13 protein-coding genes are annotated in these 14,116 nt (G+C 69.7%); 5 read left to right on the top strand and 8 right to left on the bottom strand.

Annotation, left to right across the window (positions count from 1 at the left end):
• Nucleotides 1–172: 172 nt before the first annotated feature.
• From H6726_13685 to H6726_13675, 3 genes are all read right to left on the bottom strand, one after another.
• Nucleotides 173–1,261: a hypothetical protein gene (locus H6726_13685; protein ID MCB9658696.1), complete on the bottom strand. Its 1,089-nt coding sequence runs from the start codon at nt 1,259–1,261 to the stop codon at nt 173–175.
• Between the two features lies 1 nt (nt 1,262).
• Nucleotides 1,263–2,189: a hypothetical protein gene (locus H6726_13680; GenBank protein MCB9658695.1), complete on the bottom strand. Its 927-nt coding sequence runs from the start codon at nt 2,187–2,189 to the stop codon at nt 1,263–1,265.
• 92 nt (nt 2,190–2,281) lie between these two features.
• Nucleotides 2,282–3,205 (bottom strand): DUF3829 domain-containing protein, encoded by a 924-nt coding sequence (locus H6726_13675; GenBank protein MCB9658694.1) that lies wholly within the window; start codon nt 3,203–3,205, stop codon nt 2,282–2,284.
• Nucleotides 3,206–4,013: 808 nt separating this feature from the next.
• Between H6726_13675 and H6726_13670 the strand changes: the two genes are divergently transcribed.
• The gene (locus tag H6726_13670) at nt 4,014–4,661 is read left to right on the top strand and encodes a hypothetical protein (GenBank protein MCB9658693.1); all 648 of its coding nucleotides are present in this window, start codon (nt 4,014–4,016) and stop codon (nt 4,659–4,661) included.
• 6 nt (nt 4,662–4,667) lie between these two features.
• Here the strand turns inward: H6726_13670 and H6726_13665 are convergent, their stop codons facing one another.
• The gene (locus tag H6726_13665; GenBank protein ID MCB9658692.1) at nt 4,668–5,459 is read right to left on the bottom strand and encodes a ferritin-like domain-containing protein; all 792 of its coding nucleotides are present in this window, start codon (nt 5,457–5,459) and stop codon (nt 4,668–4,670) included.
• Nucleotides 5,450–5,911: a hypothetical protein gene (locus tag H6726_13660; protein ID MCB9658691.1), complete on the bottom strand. Its 462-nt coding sequence runs from the start codon at nt 5,909–5,911 to the stop codon at nt 5,450–5,452. Before H6726_13660 ends, H6726_13665 begins: the two co-directional genes overlap by 10 nt.
• Nucleotides 5,912–6,119: 208 nt before the next feature.
• Between H6726_13660 and H6726_13655 the strand changes: the two genes are divergently transcribed.
• From H6726_13655 to H6726_13645, 3 genes are all read left to right on the top strand, one after another.
• Nucleotides 6,120–6,989, top strand: coding sequence for a fructosamine kinase family protein (locus H6726_13655; GenBank protein ID MCB9658690.1), 870 nt, complete (start codon nt 6,120–6,122; stop codon nt 6,987–6,989).
• A gap of 258 nt (nt 6,990–7,247) precedes the next feature.
• Entirely contained in the window at nt 7,248–7,721 is a 474-nt protein-coding gene (locus H6726_13650; GenBank protein MCB9658689.1) for a hypothetical protein, read from the top strand.
• A 145-nt stretch (nt 7,722–7,866) separates the two neighbouring features.
• On the top strand, nt 7,867–8,985 hold the full coding sequence (locus tag H6726_13645) for a UDP-N-acetylglucosamine--N-acetylmuramyl-(pentapeptide) pyrophosphoryl-undecaprenol N-acetylglucosamine transferase (GenBank protein ID MCB9658688.1): 1,119 nt from the start codon (nt 7,867–7,869) through the stop codon (nt 8,983–8,985).
• 27 nt (nt 8,986–9,012) lie between these two features.
• On the opposite strand, the gene H6726_13640 is transcribed toward H6726_13645, so the two are convergent.
• Entirely contained in the window at nt 9,013–9,426 is a 414-nt protein-coding gene (locus H6726_13640; GenBank protein MCB9658687.1) for a hypothetical protein, read from the bottom strand.
• A 439-nt stretch (nt 9,427–9,865) separates the two neighbouring features.
• The gene (locus H6726_13635; protein MCB9658686.1) at nt 9,866–10,393 is read right to left on the bottom strand and encodes an adenylate kinase; all 528 of its coding nucleotides are present in this window, start codon (nt 10,391–10,393) and stop codon (nt 9,866–9,868) included.
• A 77-nt stretch (nt 10,394–10,470) separates the two neighbouring features.
• Between H6726_13635 and H6726_13630 the strand changes: the two genes are divergently transcribed.
• Entirely contained in the window at nt 10,471–11,154 is a 684-nt protein-coding gene (locus H6726_13630) for a GNAT family N-acetyltransferase (protein ID MCB9658685.1), read from the top strand.
• 122 nt (nt 11,155–11,276) lie between these two features.
• Here H6726_13630 and H6726_13625 read toward each other — a convergent pair whose 3' ends face one another.
• Entirely contained in the window at nt 11,277–13,883 is a 2,607-nt protein-coding gene (locus H6726_13625) for a hypothetical protein (protein MCB9658684.1), read from the bottom strand.
• Nucleotides 13,884–14,116: the final 233 nt, after the last annotated feature.

Here is a 14,116-nt window from a genome sequence, read left to right as displayed (position 1 = left end):
TGGACCGAACACTTCGCCGCTGGTGAATCGCACAGCGCCAAGATACACCGTCGCCACGCCAGCTCGGACCCGCCGCGCACCAATGCCTCGTGGCGTCCGAGGATGCGCGGTGTCGCTTCGACGTGGGAATCACGACGCCGCATGGAGCTGCGTTGCGGTTCGAGGCGGACTGCTAGCGCACGGGCGCCTCTCCGGAACGGAACACGGTCTGAACGGAGCCGAGCGGCAGGCCCCGAGCGCGCGCGACCGCGAGATCGAGACGCGCGTGCGATACGCTCCACCGCACGGCGTGCACGTCGGGCACGGGTGGTAGGTGCAGCGTGACCACACGGGGCCGGCCCGGCATCAGGCGCGTGTCATCGATCTCCGTGGTGACCAGCGCGTCCCCGACGTGACTCGTACCGAAATGACGTCGCAGCTCGGAGGACATGCTCTCCGCGCCGAGCTCGGCCCGAACGATGAGCCGCCGGAAGATGTCGCCCGTGGGCAGCGCGTGCCCCACGTCCCGCGTCCGGAGCGTGACGCGCACAGCCACTCCGTCGTGCTCGCGGGTGGCGCGCACGTCGACGCGGACGGATCGGGCGAGCAGCTCGGCGGACGCCCCGGGCATGCGGTGGTCGACGTGGCCATCGGCGCGCCGAGGCATGTGGCAGCTCACACATGCGAGCCCTTGACGACCTGCGCGTGAGCCTCGCCACTCCGTGAACGTCGCCTGCTGGAGGACCGTCGGGTCGTAGCCCATGCTCCTATCGCGTGGGGGCGGGAAGCCGAACTCGTGACACCGCGCGCAGGCGGCAGCCGAGCCGAGCTCCGCGCTGCGCTGGACCGGGTGTGGAGCGTCGTCTCCGCGCGCGGTCGTTCGGCCCGGTACGCTCCCAGTTGGCCTTCCCCACGTCGTTCCGAGGATGTGTCCCGCGGCATCGACGTGGCACGCGACGCATGCCACGCCTTCGCGCGTGTCGACCTCGCCCGGAGCGACGAGGTTCGTGGCCAGGGGCGCGTGGCAGGCCACGCAGTCCTCGACGGGGTGGGGCCGATACTCGGCGAGGAAGATGGGGTCGCGAAACGACTGGGCGTGCAGCGACTCCTGCCACTCGCGCGTCACCTCGGCGTGGCAGCCCGCACATGCTCGGGGCTCCACCAGCGTGGTACTGGGTGCGGCTGGTACGGAGGTCTGGGAGCGGGCCGCGGTCGACGAGAGCGCGCCCGACCCCAGGATAGCCGCGCACACCGCAGCGCCCAGCGCGGCAGCGCGTGACACGTCAATCCCCAAAGGCGTCACGCGCCGCGTCGTAGCGGAACGTGGTGAGCTGCACCTCGCCCGAGCATTCGTAGCCCTCTACGTCGTCCGCCGACCGGGGCGTGAACCAGCCGTCGTCGGTGAACGGGCACGTGTACATCTCCTCGTAGGCGAACGTCTCCACCACCACGTCGGGGCGTCGGTCGCCGTTCGTGTCGCGCATGCTCCAGCGCGCCGCCACGCTGCCGGTCGCGGTCTCTTCTTCGGTCGGGCCCCAGGCCCCGAGCGCCGTACGGAGCTGCTCCCTCCCGGTGGTGTCGTAGATGACGACGTCCCGCATGCGACGCTCGAACTCCGTGCGGTTGCGAAACCCCAGCTCTTCCTGCGAGCGCACGATGTCCACCACGAGCTCTGGCTGCCTGTCTCCGTCCACGTCACGGATCGCCACGTCGAGCACGCGGTGGGTCAAACACCCGCGCCCCACATGGTCGTCGAACACGACGGTGATGGCGCCGCCGGTGCCCGCGGTCCGGCCGGCCGGCGTGGGCGCGACGGTCACGAAGGCCGCCTTGGTAGTGGTGCAGCGCGCATCCACCTGCTCGCGGCAGGTCCGGCGGCCCTCGGCGCGCGAAGGCGCCGCCGATACGCAGGCGTCGAAGGGAGAGTACTCGTAGACGAGGAAGACGCGCTCCCCACCGTCGGGCTGCGTCAGGTGCGCCGCACGCAGCACGGTGGGCATGGCGCGATGAGTCGTCCGGAGCTGGCTGACGATGCGCCGCCCCATCTTGGTGGGCACGCCCTCCATGAGCGCTTGGGGCTCGGGCGCAGGCGACGCGGCTGGGCTCCGTGTCGGCGCGGGCGTCGGTTGCGCCACGCCCCACGAGACGACCGAGACGAGGCTGCACGTAGCAGCGCAGAGGACGAGCGCGAAGCGTGCCAGAGCGGGCAATTGGACCTCCTAGGACTCCTGATGCAATCCACCGTGGACTACCACGTTTCTCGTGGTCTTGACGTGAAAGCGAGACGGTCGACGCGACCCAGTCAGTGCACGCGCTCGCTGTAGCGCACGCCGTTCGACGACTGGATGGCTGCGCGGAAGGCGCGCTCGAAGTCGCCGCCGCTGCGCTCGCGGTCGTTTGGGCGGGCGTTGGGGTTCCGCAGCAGCGCGACCCACTGACGCGTGACGGTGACCAGCGTGTCGATGCGACGCAGGAACGTCAGGTAGCCGCCTTGGCGGAGGTCGCCGTAGACGTCGCGCGGCGCGGCCTCCGCGCGCGGCTGGATCTCGCCGAGCCCCGCCGCCATGGCGTCCGCCGCCTGCGCGAGTGCGTCCACGTCGAGGGCTTGAGCGCTGAGCAGGTCGCGCATGACCTCGACCTGCTCCATCAGGCTGACTTGGTAGAAGCGGAAGTTCCGCCCATGACGGCGCTCGGTCTCGGTCAATTCGCGCGCCCGGCGCGCGCGGCTCTCGGTGTCGATGAAGGTCAGCAGCTCCGCGTCGGCCGCGAAGTACGCCTCGAAGGCAGCCATCAATCGGCGGTGGTCGGCGTTCCCCTGCGCGCACTGGTCCGTGGTGTAGACGCGCCGACGGTAGTAGTCGTAGAGAGCGTTCCAGGTGGGCACCTGAATGGCTGCCGCGTCCAACATGGCCGTGACCAATCGGTCTTGCGGCAACCGCGGCGCGCGGCGCAAGCGGCGCCGGTACCCGTCGATCGTCCCCGTGCTGTCGGCCGTCGAGTACATGTCTCGGCCCGGCTGGCTGTCGGCGCTGCACGGCGCGTCGGGCGGCAGGCCCTGCAGCGTCGGCGCGTAGTTGTCGTAGTTGGCCCGCATGCGCGTGGTGAACATGTTGTGGACTTCGATGTAGAGGTCCAGCTTGTCGCTGCGCGCGTCGGCCAGCGCGGTGGTTGCCGAAAGAAGCGAGAGCAGCGCCGTCAACGCGACGAGCGAGGTAGAGCGAGTCATGGTCACGTCCCGATGAACACCCACTAGCGGGCCGCGTGAGCGTAGCAGACCGCGGCGTGACGCAACTCGGATTCGCGAAGCGACCTGTCCACGGCGAGGCTCGCTAGAGTCGCCTACGCACGCATGCGGCAAGGGACGTTCCACGTGTTCGCCGTGGTCATGGTGATGGGCTGCAGGGATCCCTCTGTGCCGCCCCCTCCTGTCTACGATCCGTGCGAGACATCGAGCGATTGTCCCCCCGAGGAACCTGTGTGCGGAGCCATCCTCTTCGACGGCACGGATCTGCGGCGCATGTGCACCACGCACTGCACCAGTCGGACCAGTGCCACTCGTTCTCCGGGCAGAACAGCTATCTCGGGATATGCGTGCCTGTCGATGAAGACGGCATCGTCGTCAGCTCGTTTGACGATGCCATCTGTCTTCGCGACTGCGATGCACAGAGGTATTGTTTCGCCGGCCACGAGTGTCTCGAGAGCGAGTACCTGGGGCACTCGTTCTGCACGCCCGAACTGTGACTGCGTCGCGTCCTTCCCGGACGATCTCACGCGCGGCGGCGGCCCCTCGGCGACACGCATCACTACGTCGCCAAGGTCGTCGCCGGCGCGCGACACGGGACCCGGTGCACGGCGCCTCGGCGCGCCGTCTGATTCACGCCGGCCCGGCCGTCATGCGCATGATCCGCGAGCGCACGCGTCGACGTCGCGGGCCGTCATCGCTGGCGTCCGCCCCCCGCCGGGCGCAGTTCCAGTCGGGGGGTCTAGGCGGCGAGGCGCGCCGTGTGAGAGCGTATCCAGCGGGTGGACGCGTGATGGACGAGTTCGAGCAGCAGTACCTGGGCGTGAACGACGTGGTGCACAGCGAGAAGGTGACCTTCCGTGGAGCCTTCTTCATCGTGGGCGCGCTATCTCTCGCGAGCGCGGCCCTCTCGGTGGCTGGCTTCGTGGCCGCGGCTGGAGGCGACCTGCAAGCGCTGGCCGGGGGAGCCTTCTTCGCGGTGGTGGCCGGGACGCTCGGCTTCGCGAGCGTGGTCGGCAGCGTGCTGCGAACCATCGTCACCAAGAGCGAGGTGGTGTGCCACGCTGGGGTGCGTCACGAGGTGCGCATCCCGCTCGCGGGGGTCACCCAGGTCACGCTCACCAAGTACGACCCGGCGGCACGACAACGCGTGATCCAAGAGGGCAAGCGCGCCTTCGCGGCGATTCATCCCAGCAAGCCCATCCTGTGCGTGGAGTGGGTGGACGCGGGCGGCAAGGAACACGTGGCCTACGTGGCGTCGGAGGCCCCCGAGAACCTTTTGGGCATCATCCGCGCCGGGGCTCGCCGGGCGAACGCCCTGGCTGTCGGGACGCGAGTGCGCGTGGAAGATGCGGCGATGGGGCCAGCGGAGGTCGACGCGGACGCGCAGCTCGAGGTGAGCGCGCAGGCGGCAGCTTCCCACGAGTCCGAGCCGCGTTGAGCATGCCTAGCGAGTGGCGCGATCCGATGAAGGGTGCGACGCGGGGGCTGCCCGCAGGAGGTCACGGCACGCAGGCTCGATGACCTCGACGAGCGCGCGCCTGCGGGCCTGGGCACGGGCGAGGCTCGATCGCTGGCCATGCACTCGAAGCCAGTCCGCATTCTGGTCCTCATCCGCGAGTTGCTGCAGTGCGTCGTCCTCCTGCGACGGGTCCTGCGCGCGTGTGACCGCCCTGTGAAATGCAGCGTCCACGATGCCGCGGGCGGCAGACCCACCGGCCGTCAGGCCCCAACGCGCGAAGCGATAGGCGAGCGCTGCGTGCTCGGCTTCGTCTCGAGCGATCACGCCCAGCACGTGCTGCAACGTTGGCTGAGTCACGCAGCCGAGGGCAGCTTGGGCCTCGTAGGCCGCCAGCGTCTCGCCCACGCAACCTTCCTCGATGGCCAGGGCCAGCACGGTGGGGAACGTCATGTCGGCGAACGCGCTCGCGTCGACGACGAGTGGCCCTGGCCCCAGCGCGCGGCCAGCGTAAGCCGACGCCACGGCGAAGCAGAGGCGCGCGTGTCGGAGCTCGTCGAGCGCTGCACGGTGCGCAGCATCGATCAGGTCCGGAGGTGACCCCACAGCCAGGAGCTGGAGCGAGAAGCGGTCGAACGACGCGATGGACGCATGCTCGAACTGCGCTGCGCGGGCCCACAGACGGCTCACGACCGTGCGCTTCGCCGGCTCGAGCAGGCAAGCGAACTCACGCAAGCCTGCCCAGTCGAGGGACGCGTCGGCGTCCTGGCTCAGCCCCACATCGACCAATCGCAGCGCGCGACGACGGATGCCACGACGTTCGCGCCTTCGACGTTCAGTGGACGCCCTTCACACACGATGGCACCGACGAGGTAGCAGCAGTTTCCCTCGGGGGCGTCTGCGTCGGCCTCGTTCGGCCCGAACGGGCCATCGAGGTGACCGTAGCCCTCGGCGTTCGTGCATCCGCACTCGCCGGATCCCGGCGGCACGTAGATGTGCTGTCGTAGCCCCGGGTCGTTCCCGGGCAGGCAGACCGACGCGCTGTAGCACTGCACCGCCACGCAGCATTGGCCGTAGTAGCCGTTGTCGTACGTGGGCCCGCTGCATGCGAGCGCGTCGAGCGGATACGCGTTCGCGTCGATCGGCGCGTCCCCGTCAGCACACCCCACCGCCGTCACCGAGATGGCTGCGCCGATCCCGATGGCCCTCCTAAGCCTCTCCAGCAAGTCCATGAAACCACTCTAGCCAGACCGCCGGCGGTTGTCGAATCCCACCTGGACGTCTCGCGCAATCGCGCCTACCACGCCCCCGAGCGTTTCCCGGGCGCATGTGCCTCCACGGAGAACATCGATGCGCGCGAGCTGGCGCGATCCAGCACGTGTTGTTCCGCGACACCGTCGCTTGCCGACCGTCGAACCACGCGATAGGCCGTCCGTGCGCATGCCGAAATCAGCTCTCCCTGTGACGCCGCTGCACGCCGCGCTCACACGCGCGCTCGGGCCCATCAGGGCGCTCGCGTCCGTCTCGGGCGGTGACATCAACGAAGCCTTCGCCGTGACGCTCTCGGATGGTTCGCGTGTCTTCGTGAAGACGCGCGCGGACGCGCCGCCGGACACGTTCGCCGTGGAAGCGCGCAGCCTCGACTTCCTGCGCGAGGCGAGCGTGCTGCGCATCCCGCGAGTCCTCGCGGCCTGTGAAGACCCGCCGTTTCTAGCGCTCGAGTGGATACGGAGCGCGCCGCGCTCGCCCCGCTTCGACACCCTCCTCGGAGAGGGCCTCGCGGCGCTGCACGCGCACGGCGCGCCTGCCTTCGGTCATCACGAGGACACGTATCTCGGCCCGTACTTGCTGCCCAATGCGGCGCGACCGGACTGGGCCACGTTCTACGCCGAGCAACGCCTCGCGCCGGCCCTCGAACGCGCGAGCCCCAGGCTCGGCGGGGTACGCGACAAGGTGGAACAGGTGATTGCGTCCACGTCCGGGCTCGTCAGCGTGGCGGAACCCCCCGCGCGCCTGCACGGCGACCTCTGGAGCGGCAACGTCATGAGCGACGAGCACGGCGCGCCCGTGCTGATCGATCCCGCCGTGTACGGAGGACATCGTGAGATGGACCTCGCCATGCTCGCGCTCTTCGGCTCACCGTCCGCGCGCTTCTTCGCTGCGTACGACGCGGTGTATCCGAGGTCGCCAGGGCACGAAGCACGCGTCGCGTTGCACCAGCTCTTGCCGCTGCTCGTGCACGTGGGCCTCTTCGGTGGTGGCTACGTGCGCGCCGTCGAGGAGGCCGCGGACCGCGCGCTCGGTAGGTGAACCTGCCCTCGTCGTCCGCGCGGCTCCACCGGCGGCGAGACGGCCGACTGCAGCGCCGTCATGTGCGGCGACGGAACCCACGACATCGCCTTCGCCCTCGCTATGGGCACCCCTCGCGTGGCAACCTGCGGGAGTCAACGAGCAGATCGTGAGCGCCGACCAGCGGCGTATTGCGCGGACGACGAAGCAGCTGGACTCTCCGTCACATCCGTGAGGGTCTTTGTGTCACCGACGATCCACCTACGGATAGGTACGAAGATGAAACGCAATCGAGGTTCTGCGATGGTCAAATCGCTTGGTGTCGTCGTGGTAGTCGCCGCAGCGGCAGGTTTTGCCTGGATGAAGTACTCGGAGTCGAAGCAGCGAGAGCGTGTCAGCGCAACGATCATCGCGGCAAGAGGCACGACCACAGCGCTGCAGGCGTGGTTCGAAGACCAGGGAAGCTTCAATGACGTCGACCTCGAGTCGAGCACCGGCGGGACCTTGAAGCATGCGGCCACCGGCATGCGCGTGGGCGCCAACCTTCCTGCTCTTGCTGATCTCACGTGGACGGTCACGTCCGGCGGCAATGCGATTACCATCGCCTGGGCCTACGCCGATGGTTGCACGGGCACTGACTGCGACGGAAAGTTCTGCGTGGTGTGCGACGCAGCCAGCGCTTCGTGCGCCACTGGCATTGACGCGGCCAACGATAGACTCGGGCTCGACAGCAATGCGTCTGCGTGCCCGTAGAACGAGGACTGCGTTGGGCGGAAGCCAGGTCGCGTTCGCACCAGCGCATCGGATGTACACGCGCGCGGCGTTCGTCGAATGCTCCCCGGACGCCTGCTCCCGCCGCACTGGCTATCGTCGTCCGCCTCCGTGATTCCGGATCTCCATGCCGCGTTCCACTGCTTCTTCACTGCCCGCGATCGCCTGTGCCGCCGGCGGCACAGGCGGCCACCTGTTCCCGGCCGAAGCGCTGGCGCGCGAGCTGCAGCGGCGCGGCCATTCGGTCGTGCTCTACACCGAGCGCCGCGGCGCGGCCTACACGCAGGCGTTGGCCGGTCTGGAGCACGTCGTGCTGCCGGCACGCAGCCTCGAAGGCGGCCTGCGCGGCAAGGCCGCGGCGGGCCTGACCATCCTGCGCGCGACCTGGCAGGCGCGCGCCGACATGCGCCGCCGCGCGGTGCGCCTGCTGGTCGGCTTCGGCGGCTATCCGAGCTTCGCGCCTGCGCTTGCCGCGAAGAGCCTCGCGCTGCCGGTGCTGCTGCACGAACAGGGCGCGCGGCTGAGCCTGGCCAATCGCGCGTTGCTGCGCTTCGCTGATGGTGTGGCTACCTCGTTCCCGGAGACCGCCGGTCTGGACGGTTTCGACCCGGCGCGGATCGTCGACACAGGCAATCCGGTGCGCGCGGCGATCCTGGAGGCGCGTGCCGCCTACCCGCCGCTTGGCGCCGACGCGCCACTGCGCCTGCTGGTCGTCGGCGGCAGCCAGAGCGCGAGGGTGTTCGGCGAGGTCGTGCCGCAGGCCCTGCTGCAGCTGCCCGAGTCGATCCGCCATCGCCTGCACGTCTGGCTGCAGGTCAAGGGCGACGCCGCCGACGCGACCGCGACCTCGCTGCAGGCGGCAGGCATCGCCGCGACCGTGCGTCCGTTCTTCGACGACATGGGCACGCGCCTACGCGACGCGCATCTGGTGATCACGCGCGCGGGGGCGACCACCGCGGCCGACCTGCTGACCGTCGGTCGGCCGGCGCTCTTCGTGCCGATCCCGCACGGTGGTTCGCGCGACGAGCAGCGCCGCAACGCCGAGGCGCTGGCCGCGGCCGGCGTGGGCTGGTGCGTGCCGGAGGCGGCGTTCACGGCACCGCAGCTGGCCACGTTGCTGGCCGAGGTCTTCTCATCACCGGCCACGCTGCCGCACGCCGCCCGCGCGGCCGCGGCGCTCGGCCGGCCGCAAGCCGCAGCGACGCTCGCCGACCGCGTCGTCGACACGCTGCAGCGGCGCTCCTGAACAACACCATGTGGCGCTAGCGCAGCTTCAAATCCGAGTACGCCCCTCCGGTCGCAGCCAGCCGCCCAGGCCGGCCTGCCCCGTGAACAAGGTCGCGGCGGCGAGCGTGGGCGCCGTGACGGGCGAGCCCAGACCCACCTCGAGCGACACGAAGGGGTTGAAGCGCGCAAAGTCGATGTGGAGAAAGCTCACCCGCGCGCTGGCGCGGATGGTCAGGCGTGGGAGCGTCAGGGGCCGTGCGCCGTAGTGCGTCGGGTACGAGGCCGCTGGCGCGGGCTCTGCTTCGGGCGCGGCGGGCACGCCCGAGAGACCGCCGAACGCGCTCGCCGTGGGCGTCGCCTGCGCCAGGGTGGTCCCCGGTAGCGCGCTCGCCGCTCCGACCATCCACCCCATCATCCAACCCAGCGCACGCCGCGGCCTCTGCTCCAGCTCGTAGCTCATGCCTCGCCTCCTCGCTCTTGCGGTCCGACCCACGCACGGACGTGCGGCCGCGCGCAACCGTCCCGGTTGGATGGAGGCACCCGTGGCGTCCGCTACGCGGGCGATGCCCGGGGGGTCGAGTGGCTGCGCTCTCCGCGCGGCCGCTGGCCCGTGCCCCTGTGCGATGCCGCGCGCCACGCACTACCTTCTGTCGCGTAGAGCGTCCCGCCTCTGATCCTGCTGATCCGGTTCGTCCCGGGAAACCAGCGTAGCGCCGCGCGCGCCGTGTCCTCCTTGGTGTGACCTTGGCGCTGTTGGGGAGCGCTGGTGAGCTGCGTCCGGCGGGACATCCCGGTCGAGGAGCTCGTGCCGGTCTACGCGCCCCGCACCCTCGCGCTTCGTCGAGCTCGAGGGCATGCGCGTGCACCTGACGCTCGCGCACCCCGAGCGCGCGCGCCCCTCAGCGGCTCACCGCGGCCAGGGCCTCGGCCAGCGACCGCACGCGCGAGAACCGCACCCGCGACCAGTGCGGATCCATCGAGGCGGCGCGGAAGTCGGCGCGGTCTGGGGCGTAGCGCGACCAGCTCCACAGCAGCACGTTCTCGCGCGCGTCGAGCCGCGCGAGGTCCCAGAAACGCTCGCGGTTGCCGTTCCATAGCGTGGTCCCCAGCGCGCGCCGACCGAGCGAGCGCACAAGCAGCTGCGCCATCACGCGCCAGCGCGGGACATCCAGGAACAGCACCAGCTCCGCGCGGTCCCACAGCACCTCCCGCGCTGCGTGGTAGTTCCCGTCCGCAACCCACGCATCACCCTGCGCCACGCGCTGCACGGCGGCACGAAAGGCGGCGGGCTCGGCCGGGGTCCAGTCTGGGCCGTGGTACAGCCCGTCCAGCTCGACGTGGGGCACGCCGAGCGCCCGTGACAGTCCTCGGGCGAGGTGCGTCTTGCCCGAGCCGCTGGTTCCCATGATGTGTATGCGTTGGGTCATGCTCCGCCGGGCGCGCTCTCTGGACGCATGCGCCCGCCGTCCTTGCCGCCCGCTGCAGCGTGCCACATGTGTTCGACATGGTGACACGTGGCCCCCTCCTCCAACGTCCCCCATCGCGCATTCGGATTCGACACGGTGACCGCTCCCTCGAGCTGCGGCCCCCCTGCCCGGCAGACGCCCCAGCGCTCGTCGAGGCCGTCGAAGCCAGCTTGCCCGAGCTGAAGGTCTTCATGCCGTTCGCCCACGTGCCACAGACCGTGGACCAGCAGTACGAGCGCTTGGTGGGCGTGCAGCGCGACTACTGGGCCAACGGGGACAAGGTGTTCCTCATGTGGGAGGGCGAGCTGTTGGTGGCTTGCTTCGGGCTGCACCGGCGCACGCTGAACACCGCTGGCTACGAGGTGGGCTTCTGGGTACGCAGCAGCGCCGCCGCACAGGGCCTCGGGACGGTCGGTACGCGCACGCTGGTGCAGCTGTGCTTCGACCACCTCGGATGCGACCGCGTCCAGCTGCTCCACAGCGCGGCCAACCAAGGGAGCCGGGTGATTGCGCAGCGCAGCGGCTTTCAGGTGGAGGGTCAGCTGCGCCGCTTCACCACGGAGCCCACTGCCGCGATGCTCGCTGACGGGGCGAGCGCGGAGCCGGTCACCGTGATCACCAGCCTCGTTCGAGACGACGTCGCGCAGCTGGGTTGGTACGAATCCCACCGTGCGCTCGTCGACGTGTACGACTGGCGCGGGGTGCGGATCACTCCGGCGTGACAGTTGGATCCGTTGGACATGGTGCTGCGCGGGGGTCGCTGGCCCACGTCTACGTGCACCGTGAAGCTGGGCGGGCGTGTGCGCAGCGCCAACGACGCGCCCGTGTTCCGGTGCCGCCGGCCTCAGGGCGGCGGCAGCTGGAACACGACGGCCGACAACCGCCCACCGACCGAGGCCGAGTACGCGATCCACACGGACCCACCGGTCAAGTCGTAGGGTGCTGCCGCAATGGCCGGAAAGTAGTCGCCGCGCATCGTCATGCGGAGCGTGTCGAGCTCCGCGCCCGGGGTGACCCCCACACTGACGAACATGGGATCGGGGCGGGAGTCGTTGTCGGTGTACACCACGATGTACCCGCCCGCCCCTCGCGGCCCGTACGCCGCGACCTGCATGTTGTTGACGCCCAGCGAAGGGTCCGTGTCCAGCGGATACCGCGCGCCAAGTGCGCCACCTGCCTCGCGCGGCACCGTCATGCTGTAGAGGTCGCCGACGGTGTTCTCGCGCGAGATGTACACCAAGAGATAGCTGTCTCCCTCCGGGTGGACGTTGGTCAGACGACCGATGGAAGCGTCGGTGGGGACGATCACGAACTCGTTCGCCAAGGGCGCGCTCCCTGAGTAGCGCCTCCCCCAAAGCACACGGTTGTTGCTGGGGCCGCCTGGATCCGACCACAGGTAGGTGACCATCCACGAGTCTCCGTGCGCCGCCACCGAGGCATTGGAGCGCCGCCCGTCGGTCCCGCTGGACACCGAGAACACAGGAGAGAGCGCCGCACCCGTGTTCGAGAAGCGACGACCCCAGATGTCGGGCGAGACGGTGCCGCCCTCCCACACCACCACGAAGCTGTCGTCGAGCGCCGCCATCGATGGGAAGCGTTGAGACCCGACCATGGCGCCGTGCACGGCCTGCTCTGCGTAGACCGTCCCGTTCACAGCAATTCGCCGCATGCGCAGATAGAACCCGACTTCCGTCCCAATCGTTCGCTGGGCGGACCAAGCCACCACGAACCCGCCCGTGCTGAGCCCCACCGCGGTGGGCGACATGTCGAAGCTGGTGTTGGTGTTGGTGTCGATTAGCAGCGGCGCCGCGAGGTCCAAGAAGTTCCCGTAGCGGTCCATGCGCGAGGCGCGCAGCTCTTGCCGCGCCGCGCCGATCTCGATGTGGTGCTGGACCCACACCAGCAAGCCATTCCCCAGACCGTCCACGACCAACATCCTGCCCGTACCCGAGAAGCGAACGTCGTATTCCTCGGGTGCGGTGGGCACCCGAGCCGCGAACTCCACGGGGACACAGGCGTCCGAGCACGCGTCACCGTTGCTCAGGTTGCGGTCATCACACCCTTCGCGGGGCCACGAGGCGTCCGCGCCCGTCTCACGGATACCGTCACCGCAGCCGCGCACCACGCACTCGGTGGCCGAGCAAACCTGTGTGGTCACGTCCCCGCAGGGGGTTCCGTCCGCGAACGCGCGCTCCATGCACGTGTCGCTCGGCAAGTCGCAGTACCCTTCGAAGCACGGCCCCGAGGCGCCGCACGTCTGGCCATGGCACACGCAGTCGTTGGTGGCGTCGGCATCACAGGTGCCACAGTTGTCCACTGCGGCGATGCCGCCCCATGCGCCTGCGCAATCCTGAACGCAGTCGTTGTTGGGGTTCGCGTCGCACACGCCGCACATGTCGAGAGTGCGCGAGCCACCCCACTGGCCGCTGCAGTCCTGCACGCAGTCGTTGGTGGGGTCGGGGTCGCAGGTGCCGCACATGTCCTGCCGGTCGGGCCCGCCCCATACGCCTGAGCAGTCGATGGCGCAGTCGTTGCTGGGATCAGCGTCGCACATCCCGCACTGGTCCACATACGCGGACCCGCCGGGCACCATGAGGCAGTCGCAGTCGTTGCTGGGGCTCGCGTCACAGACGCCGCAGTCATCCACGGTGGCGGTGCCGCCCCACGTGCCCGCGCAGTCCTGCACGCAGTCGTTACCAGACACGGCGTCGCACGTGCCGCACATGTCCACCACGTTGCTCCCGCCTGGCACACCTGCGCAGTCGCAGTCGTTGGCCGCATTGTCGTCACAGGTACCGCAGTCGTCCGGAACGCTGTTCCCACCGGGGACCCCGGCGCAGTCGCGCACGCAGTCGTTGCTGGGATCCGCATCGCACACTCCGCAGAGGTCGCGCGTGAAGGCGGGATCATCGCACGTACACGTGCCGCCCACGCAGGAAGCGTCGGCGCCGCACGCGATGCCGCACTCACCGCAGTGGTTGTCGTCACGGCGCGTGTCCACGCACGCGCCCAGACACTCCTCGCGGCCGGCGGGGCACCCGACGGAGCAACCCGGTTGAGACGCGCAGGTGCCCACGGTCAGCGTGTCACAGCGGGTGGCGTTCCCCTGACATGGGGTGTCCGCAAAGATGAACTCGCTGGTGGTACGCCAATAGCAGGCCTGGAAGCGCCTGCAGTCGGCCTCGTTGGTGTAGTCGCAGCCGCGGCTCGTCGTGTGGCAGCGGTCCCCATCCCAGTAGCAGCCGCTCTCGCACTGGTATGAATAGAACGCCGCAACGCAGGCGATGGGTCGGTAGGAGCAGTAGCCGTAGTCGCACCCGCGGATGCTCTCGCAGAACGTGGGCCTGCCATCGGCCTCCCGACAGCTGGTGGCGTCGCCCTGACACTCGCGCGCGACGGGAGCATACGGGGGCACCACCGTGCCGCCGTCGACGGGCCCGGCATCGAGCATCGGAAGCGGTCCAGCGTCACGTCCAGCATCCCCGCCGGAACCTGCGTCCGGTCCAAGCAGTGGGCCCGTTCCGTCGCCGCATCCGGCCACGACCATGAGTAGACCCTGGATGAAGGCCGCGCTGAGCGCGCCTGAGTGTCCCGTTCTTGCAAGCACGAACCGAGCGTAGCAGACGACCCGCGCGAGGTCTCGCAGGCCGTGGAGCCACTTCCCATGTCACGGGGACCTCGTCG

The organism is Sandaracinaceae bacterium (assembly GCA_020633055.1).
GTDB lineage: Bacteria > Myxococcota_A > Polyangia > Polyangiales > Houyiibacteriaceae > JADJJE01.
This window is presented reverse-complemented; position numbering and strand designations above follow the sequence as displayed.

Coding starts and splice junctions, on each gene's coding strand:
- H6726_13670 (MCB9658693.1), top strand. CDS start 4,014: ATGGACGAGTTCGAGCAGCAGTACCTGGGCGTGAACGACGTGGTGCAC.
- H6726_13645 (MCB9658688.1), top strand. CDS start 7,867: ATGCCGCGTTCCACTGCTTCTTCACTGCCCGCGATCGCCTGTGCCGCC.
- H6726_13650 (MCB9658689.1), top strand. CDS start 7,248: ATGAAACGCAATCGAGGTTCTGCGATGGTCAAATCGCTTGGTGTCGTC.
- H6726_13655 (MCB9658690.1), top strand. CDS start 6,120: ATGCCGAAATCAGCTCTCCCTGTGACGCCGCTGCACGCCGCGCTCACA.
- H6726_13640 (MCB9658687.1), bottom strand. CDS start 9,426: ATGAGCTACGAGCTGGAGCAGAGGCCGCGGCGTGCGCTGGGTTGGATG.
- H6726_13660 (MCB9658691.1), bottom strand. CDS start 5,911: ATGGACTTGCTGGAGAGGCTTAGGAGGGCCATCGGGATCGGCGCAGCC.
- H6726_13630 (MCB9658685.1), top strand. CDS start 10,471: ATGGTGACACGTGGCCCCCTCCTCCAACGTCCCCCATCGCGCATTCGG.
- H6726_13635 (MCB9658686.1), bottom strand. CDS start 10,393: ATGACCCAACGCATACACATCATGGGAACCAGCGGCTCGGGCAAGACG.
- H6726_13625 (MCB9658684.1), bottom strand. CDS start 13,883: ATGCTCGATGCCGGGCCCGTCGACGGCGGCACGGTGGTGCCCCCGTAT.
- H6726_13675 (MCB9658694.1), bottom strand. CDS start 3,205: ATGACTCGCTCTACCTCGCTCGTCGCGTTGACGGCGCTGCTCTCGCTT.